This is a genomic window from Rhodopirellula sp. JB055 (assembly GCF_043100905.1).
In the GTDB taxonomy this organism is placed as follows: domain Bacteria; phylum Planctomycetota; class Planctomycetia; order Pirellulales; family Pirellulaceae; genus Rhodopirellula.
Window position 1 is genome coordinate 1 of sequence record NZ_JBICHO010000023.1, and the last position, 5,773, is coordinate 5,773.

At 56.9% G+C, this 5,773-nt stretch carries 6 protein-coding genes and 1 pseudogene; 3 read left to right on the forward strand and 4 right to left on the reverse strand.

Features of this window, described 5'->3' with window-relative positions:
- Positions 1-272 precede the first annotated feature (272 nt).
- Positions 273-701: a MerR family transcriptional regulator gene (locus tag ACF8AM_RS00630; protein ID WP_392553771.1), complete on the forward strand. Its 429-nt coding sequence runs from the start codon at positions 273-275 to the stop codon at positions 699-701.
- A 253-nt stretch (positions 702-954) separates the two neighbouring features.
- Here ACF8AM_RS00630 and ACF8AM_RS00635 read toward each other — a convergent pair whose 3' ends face one another.
- Positions 955-2,271: a hypothetical protein gene (locus ACF8AM_RS00635; RefSeq protein WP_392553766.1), complete on the reverse strand. Its 1,317-nt coding sequence runs from the start codon at positions 2,269-2,271 to the stop codon at positions 955-957.
- Between the two features lie 744 nt (positions 2,272-3,015).
- Here ACF8AM_RS00635 and ACF8AM_RS00640 point away from each other — a divergent pair.
- A complete protein-coding gene (locus ACF8AM_RS00640; protein WP_392553767.1) occupies positions 3,016-3,543 on the forward strand; it encodes a transposase in 528 nt (175 codons plus the stop codon).
- 454 nt (positions 3,544-3,997) lie between these two features.
- Here the strand turns inward: ACF8AM_RS00640 and ACF8AM_RS00645 are convergent, their stop codons facing one another.
- The 3 genes from ACF8AM_RS00645 to ACF8AM_RS00655 form a co-directional block, all read right to left on the reverse strand.
- Complete coding sequence (locus ACF8AM_RS00645; protein WP_392553768.1) at positions 3,998-4,246, reverse strand: hypothetical protein; 249 nt, start codon at positions 4,244-4,246, stop codon at positions 3,998-4,000.
- 99 nt (positions 4,247-4,345) lie between these two features.
- Complete coding sequence (locus tag ACF8AM_RS00650) at positions 4,346-5,041, reverse strand: class I SAM-dependent methyltransferase (RefSeq protein WP_392553769.1); 696 nt, start codon at positions 5,039-5,041, stop codon at positions 4,346-4,348.
- On the reverse strand, positions 5,025-5,498 hold the full coding sequence (locus tag ACF8AM_RS00655) for an Rrf2 family transcriptional regulator (RefSeq protein ID WP_392553770.1): 474 nt from the start codon (positions 5,496-5,498) through the stop codon (positions 5,025-5,027). Before ACF8AM_RS00655 ends, ACF8AM_RS00650 begins: the two co-directional genes overlap by 17 nt.
- Positions 5,499-5,586: 88 nt before the next feature.
- Between ACF8AM_RS00655 and ACF8AM_RS00660 the strand changes: the two are divergent.
- A pseudogene (locus ACF8AM_RS00660) lies at positions 5,587-5,773 on the forward strand (SAM-dependent methyltransferase); the annotation flags it as partial.

Here is a 5,773-nt window from a genome sequence, read left to right on the forward strand (position 1 = left end):
CATTTGAACGCCAGGCAGAACAGGTACTCTTGCCCGTCAGGCTTGTAGATATCGGCCAAGAGTGGCCAACCTACAACCAAATCAACGCGCCGCATCGATTAACCATTGCATGGATCAACCGCTGGATGAATCGCGTTTCGCGATGATTCAACCAAGGCCCCCACAGCCGCTCAACGGAAACGGTTTGCCGAATGTCGGAAGGGAAACCGCTTGACTCCGTACCGTGGTACGGGGTGTATACTGGGGGCATGGAAAACACCGACAGCGAACCCATGACGATTGGCGCGTTGGCGAAAGCCGCGGGCGTTGGCGTGGAAACCGTCCGTTTTTATCAGCGGAAAGGGCTCCTCGAAACGCCCGCTCGAACGACGGGGTACCGAACCTACTCGGACTCGGATGCCCGAACGATCAAGTTCATCAAGAAGGTGCAAGAGCTTGGGTTTTCGCTCAAGGATGCCCAAGAACTACTTGATATTGCGTTCTGCTCGAAAGAAACGCGTCCTCGTCTCGCGAAGGCATGTGACCGGAAGGTGGAAGAGATTCATCAAAAGATCAATGACCTCCATCGCATGCTGAAAATGGTTCATCAGTTTTCCAATGCTTGTGGAAGCGAAACCCCCAATGATTCTCCCTGCAACCTCCTTGATTGTTTTGAAAACGATTGGGAGTGCTGCGAAACTTCTGAAAGGAAAGCGAAATGAGTGATTCCTGCAAATGCTGCGATAGCGGCAAGTGTGAGTGCGCAACGAAGGCATGTGAATGCTGCTGCGGAACGGAAGCGTGCAAGTGCGGCGCGACATGCGTTTGTGACGATTGTTGCAGCGGTTGCTGCCGAAGCTAGCGTTTGCGCGGGCGCTACGATGGGCGTAGTGGATGAGGCCACGAATCCTCATGCACGGGACTCGTCGCTTCGTCCACTACCAATCCCGCCACTCATTCAGCGAGTGCGGCTCGTCAGGCTCCGCGACGCAACGGAACGGGTTGCGGTGGAACCTTCTGCAGCGTTTCCAATGCGATCGGCAGATGCTCGGGGCTGTTCTGAAACAACTCCTCGATGTGCGACTGAGGATCGTCAAGCCAGCGTCGGTACGCGGTCGCGATCAAATCGATGAGATCATAGTCGCACGCTCGCAACACGCGAACGAAACATCGGTCCAGCGCAGGCACGACCTCCTCCGGAACGGAACCCTGCGTGCACAACGCAAACAGGCCGGCGAAAGTGAGGTGCTTTGGATGAGCTTCCAACATCGTCGCTGCCGTCTCCACCGTCGCTTCGTCCAGCCCGCCAAGCTTGGCCAGCACGCACATGCTTTTGGCGCAGACTTCGTCGTCTCGATGATCCGTCAGAGAACGAAGCCCGCGAACAAGGGACTCGCTGGCAATCGCTGGTTGCTGGGATGCCATCCGCTCAATCGCCGCGATCGCATTCAGCGTGATCGCGACGTTTGCCGACCCCAATTTGTCAATCAACAAGGACTCTTGCTGGTCATCCAGCCTGCCGTTCGAATTCAAGTGTCGAATCGCGATCACCTGATTCGACGTCGATGAATCGGTTGCCAGTTTCCACCATTCGCTTTGGGACTGCGTCAACAGGACCTGCTTCGCCTTTGGTCGAAAGAAGGAATCGTTTGTCTTCCGCAGGAACTTCAGCGACTTCCGCGTCGGTCTTTTGACGTCGCCAAGTAAATCGTTCATCCACTCGGGAGCCGCCTCGTCACGCGCCCAGGCCGCAATCGCGTTGGCATAGGCAAGCGATTGACCGTCGAGAAACGGTCGAGGGAAAACGTCCCACTGGGTCGAATCCCAGTGAACGGGGTGCTTGGCAACCAAGCTGATGCCGCTGCGAATCATTCCCAGTCCCGTGCCGATAACGGCAAGGTCGACTTGTTCAGGCAAGTGTGCTCCGGCAAAGTTGTTTTGCGATAGCAGATCACAGACGACACCGTTGATCAGTGTGGCCAGCCCCATCACCGGATCGCTGTCGATCGTCTGATCCAGCGTGATCGATCGATTGGTCGCGTCGTACAGGCCAGGCAATTCGCTGGGCCCGCTGCAAGACCCACCACCGCAACAGCCACCGCCTGCACTCTGAGCTTGCGGGAGGGCATTGCGAACCTGGATTGCATCGACATCATGCCCGAGGTGTTTTCCGACAAATGCGATCACCGGTTGCGGATTCCGCTCGGCTTCATAGAGGTCAAAGATCGCTTTGCGACTCACCACGGGAAGCAAGAGGCGTTCAAAGCCAACACATTCAGCGATCTGTTGCAAGCAAAACTCTATCCTCGACTTCGCGGAATCGGACAGGTTCGCTTTCGGTTGAAAGAACACGATGCAGGACTCAGGGCTTCAGGGGATTTACCGAACAAGACAGGACGTCAATCGTTTGCCAGAGTACCGAAAGCCCTGCCCACAAGGCAGCGCCAGTTTGGAGCAGCATCCGCGTGCGCCACGCGTGCCGCCCAAACGCCTCAGTCGATGCCCGCCACGAAGTAATGCGACACGCTCAAGTTGCCTCGATTGCGTCCAGTTCCATGATTGAGTGGGCAAAAACAAAAGCGGCGTCGGTTGCAGGAGCAAGGAATACGTCGAAATAGAAACTGTCGGGTAGCTTCTGGGCTGATCAAGCAGTCGACATCCGCGATGAACTGAGTGAACCTCCCCAATTAGGTCGAAGCTGATAGAACCCATCTTTTTAAGCCGGTGATCGGCTGGGAAACAGGGCGAATGACACCCGAAGAATCGAAGCCGTGAGCGACGAGTTGCTAGCCGTCGGTTCGTTACGCTGAAACACCGGCGGCTAGCGCCTTGCCGCTCACGGTGTCTGGGAACTGGTTCCCAATACGGCTCGTCAGTGCGTGATGAATCTCTTTCTGCACGGCATGGATGGCGACCCGTGTCCGATCGGGGCTGGTGCCGACTCGCTTGGCCGGTGATCCGGGCGAACGTTTCAGCCTGATCTTGTGAGCGACAAGGCGCTAGCCGTCGGTTCGTTGCGTCCAGTACGATGGTTGAATGGCCAACGATGCAAACGATCCGATAACGCTCTTCATCACATGGACTGCATATGGTTCATGGTTACCAGGAGACGCACGTGGTTGGAAGAAATGGAAACGGGGTGAACAGCAACCGCAGCCATTGCTTGAGGACTGGTGCAAGGATCGAATGAAGGAGGACGCGGTTCTGCTGGACGAGCAACATCGCGAATCGGTGGAAGCTGTGATTCGTAAGCACTCGCAAATTCGTGGTTGGGAATTGCACGCCGTTTCTGTCCGATCAAATCATGTTCATGTTGTTGTGACGGTCGTTCCCAAAACCGGAAACAACGATTATCGAGCGGCCGACGGCATCAAGCGAGTCCGTGATGAATTGAAAGCGAACGCGACTCGCGTCGTTAGGCGGTGTGAGAATCCGATTGCGAACGCAAAGGTCTGGACCAAAGGCGGGGACATTCAATTCGTTGATACGGATGATGATTTGGAACAGGTGATGATTTACGTTTTGGAAGCTCAAGATCGGATGGAACGCGATAAGTGGGGCTGACGAACCGACGGCTAGCGCCTTGCCGCTCACGGGAGCACATCAAGACGTTGCTGCCGAGCTGCGGTCGTCGTCCCCGACAACGTCCTCTTCGAGGGCGGAGCCGGAGAGACGGTCCGCACCAACATGCACTTCACCCCCCCCTCAAGCGATCGAACCTCGACACCTGCTGACTCAAAGATGACTCGCTCGAAGACAGCGAGAACCTGCCCGACCCGGAAGTACTGGCCCAAGACATCGCAGATGATCTGCAAACGACGTTGGAACAGTTCTCAGCGATCGCAGCTGAACTCGCGAAGTGACGTAAGTTGGAGCAACCTTACTCACGAAGCACCTCGACGAATTGCCGTCCGCATCCCAGGCGGCGACACTCAAAGTACCGGTAGCTGACGCCGGGCGATGTTTTTAGCCTTGCGGCCCAGTCGGTTTTGTCGGGGCTTTGCTTGATGCGAGCGACCTAGCCTGGATGGGCTAAGCTGACTGACCAGCCAGTGTGGCGGATGAGTTCTTCGGAGAAGTCGGCCGCTCCACAGCAGGCCTCGATGGCAGCGAAAACCGTGCCGCCTTCGGGGACAACCTCGGCGACGGCCCGCCAATCGTTGGGCCGCGTTGCGTTTTGAATGAGGTTGCCCTGGGCGTCCATGCCACACGCCGGGATGCTGTGTCGGTGATAGTCCAAACCGGCGTAATAAGCCAATTTCGACATTGCTCGTTGCTCCGAGTGAAATCGGGGGAAATTTGATATCACTTGGTTTTACTCAGCAGCGAGCATTTCATCCCCATCTACGGAGCCAGCGTCGCGTCTCTATGCGTAACACACCCAGCCTCGGAAAGCGAACCCGACGTAAAACAGCTCCACGTTCGTGAACCCCGCCTCTTGCAACAACGCTTCGTCGTGTTGGGGATCAAGAATGGTGAGATAAGCATCGACCGCCTTTCGAAACTGCGATGCCTTTTCCGCATCCACGGCCGGACGAACCATGTAAGCTGCGTACCGTGAAAGCCACCGCTCGCGTGCACCCTCGGATTGCGGGAAACTCAGGTGCACCACGATGAACGGTGCCTGTGGCTTGAGCCGCTGACGAATGGAGGCCAACATCTGTTTCCGCACTTCCACGTCCTCAAAGTGCATGGTCAAAATGCACGTGGCCGCATCAAAAGGCCCCTCCGGCGCAGCATCGATCTTGCCCTCGTGTAGCCTGACTCGAGAGGCAAGCGGCCCGAGCGTTTGCTCGGCCAGTTGCAACATTGGTTGTGATGGGTCCACGCCATCAAATCGCCAACTCGGTTCCGCTTCCGCGAACACTTTCAACTCCAGTCCACCGCCGGCTCCAACGACCAAAATCCGGCCGTTCTCCCGCACCCGCTCGGCCAGCAACAACGCCGCCATCCGCTGCATGTCCGCGAACCCGGGAACAGCGATCGGTGGCGAATCGGCGTATTTGGCGACCGCCTCCGGGGCGTGAAATGCCGCTTGGAGAAAATCAGCTTTGGATTCCATGTCGGTTCCGTTTGGCTTGGAGGGAAATGCCTTTCGCTTGAAGGCGTTGGTGGCAATCGGCGCTCAGCGAAGCGAGCGTGACTTCGCCCAACCGCCGGAGCAGCAATTGCTCGGCTTCGTCAAACGTCTTGCCCAGTGCCGCATTCACGGATTGCTCCACCAAACACCCCGGAGCGTCCGTGCGATTGCCCATCGCCAGCAACCCCGGGCTGCCCACCGCCTCGTAGATATCCCGCAAAGTCACATCAGCCAGCTCGCACGCCAAAGTCCATCCGCCTCCGTGCCCCTTGATGCTTTGCACGTACTGCTGCTCGCGAAGCCCCGCCATCAGGCGACGCACCACGACAGGATTGGTGTCCATGATCTTCGACAGATTGTCCGAAGTCACCGGTTCGTCCAGCTCCGCCATGTGCAACAAAATGTGCAGCACGCCGGATAGCTTGCTATCTCGTTTCATGTAACTTAAGTTATTACATGAATGCAGGTTCGTCAAGTTCGGCTCGGAAAGCCGTCACCGCTCAGTCACTCTCTCGAGGAACAACACGTTGTCACCACCAGACTGGAACGCTCGCTATTCCGAATCGGAATTTGCTTACGGCACCGAACCCAATTCGTTTCTTAAACAGCACGCAGAGCGGTTGTTGGATCCGGTGCTATCGATCGCCGAAGGCGAGGGCCGCAACGCCGTGTACCTGGCTTCCCAGGGCTTGCAGGTTCACGCGGTCGACAATT